This window comes from Photorhabdus tasmaniensis, assembly GCF_011189505.1.
GTDB lineage: Bacteria > Pseudomonadota > Gammaproteobacteria > Enterobacterales > Enterobacteriaceae > Photorhabdus > Photorhabdus tasmaniensis.
The window spans coordinates 1-597 of record NZ_PUJU01000192.1 but is presented as its reverse complement, the minus strand read 5'-3'; the positions used below and the strand labels follow the sequence as shown (position 1 = coordinate 597).

The 597-nt window shown below is 46.7% G+C and carries 1 protein-coding gene; it reads right to left on the bottom strand.

Features of this window, described 5'->3' with window-relative positions; all coding sequences use genetic code 11:
* Positions 1-265 precede the first annotated feature (265 nt).
* Positions 266-430: a hypothetical protein gene (locus tag C5471_RS23480; protein WP_242688863.1), complete on the bottom strand. Its 165-nt coding sequence runs from the start codon at positions 428-430 to the stop codon at positions 266-268.
* Between the last annotated feature and the right edge of the window lie 167 nt (positions 431-597).

The following is a 597-nucleotide window of genomic DNA, read 5'->3' as shown; positions in this document are numbered from 1 at the left end:
TTGTGGCCTGTACATCAGGACGCTTTCTTTTTCCAAACGTCGCGATAATCCTGCCCGTCATCCCCCGGTACCCATCAGGCCGGAAACGTCTGCCATGACGGTGGGCGACTTTGTTCTTGCGGACAGTCTTTGAGGGTGTTTTGGTCTTAATCTTTTTCATCAGTAACGCTCCGAAATAAAAACGGGCGTTATTCCCTGACAGGAAATAACGCCCGTCAGGGTGAAAAACAACCACCGCGTACCCGCAGTCAGGGCTAACTTTCAATCAAGCCGCTAACTTTCGTATGGGGGTAATGGTACTCTCCGGGTGGGTTTTCAGCACAAACTGCTCATGTACCCAGGTGATTGCCTCATCCACCACCTCCCGATAATCTCTGAGTGTTGGGTTATTAACATCTTCAATGTCTATATCTGATCGAAAACTCTCCATCACACGATCATTTTTGTATACCACATCAACCCGGAACTGGACCTGTCTCTTCTACACAAATATTTTGATATTTTCCTGCATTCCTGTTGAACTCTTGCTTTGGTCATCGATCTCAACCAAAAACCACAGATAAGCTAACCGATATGTTTTCAGCCAACACCGAGCAA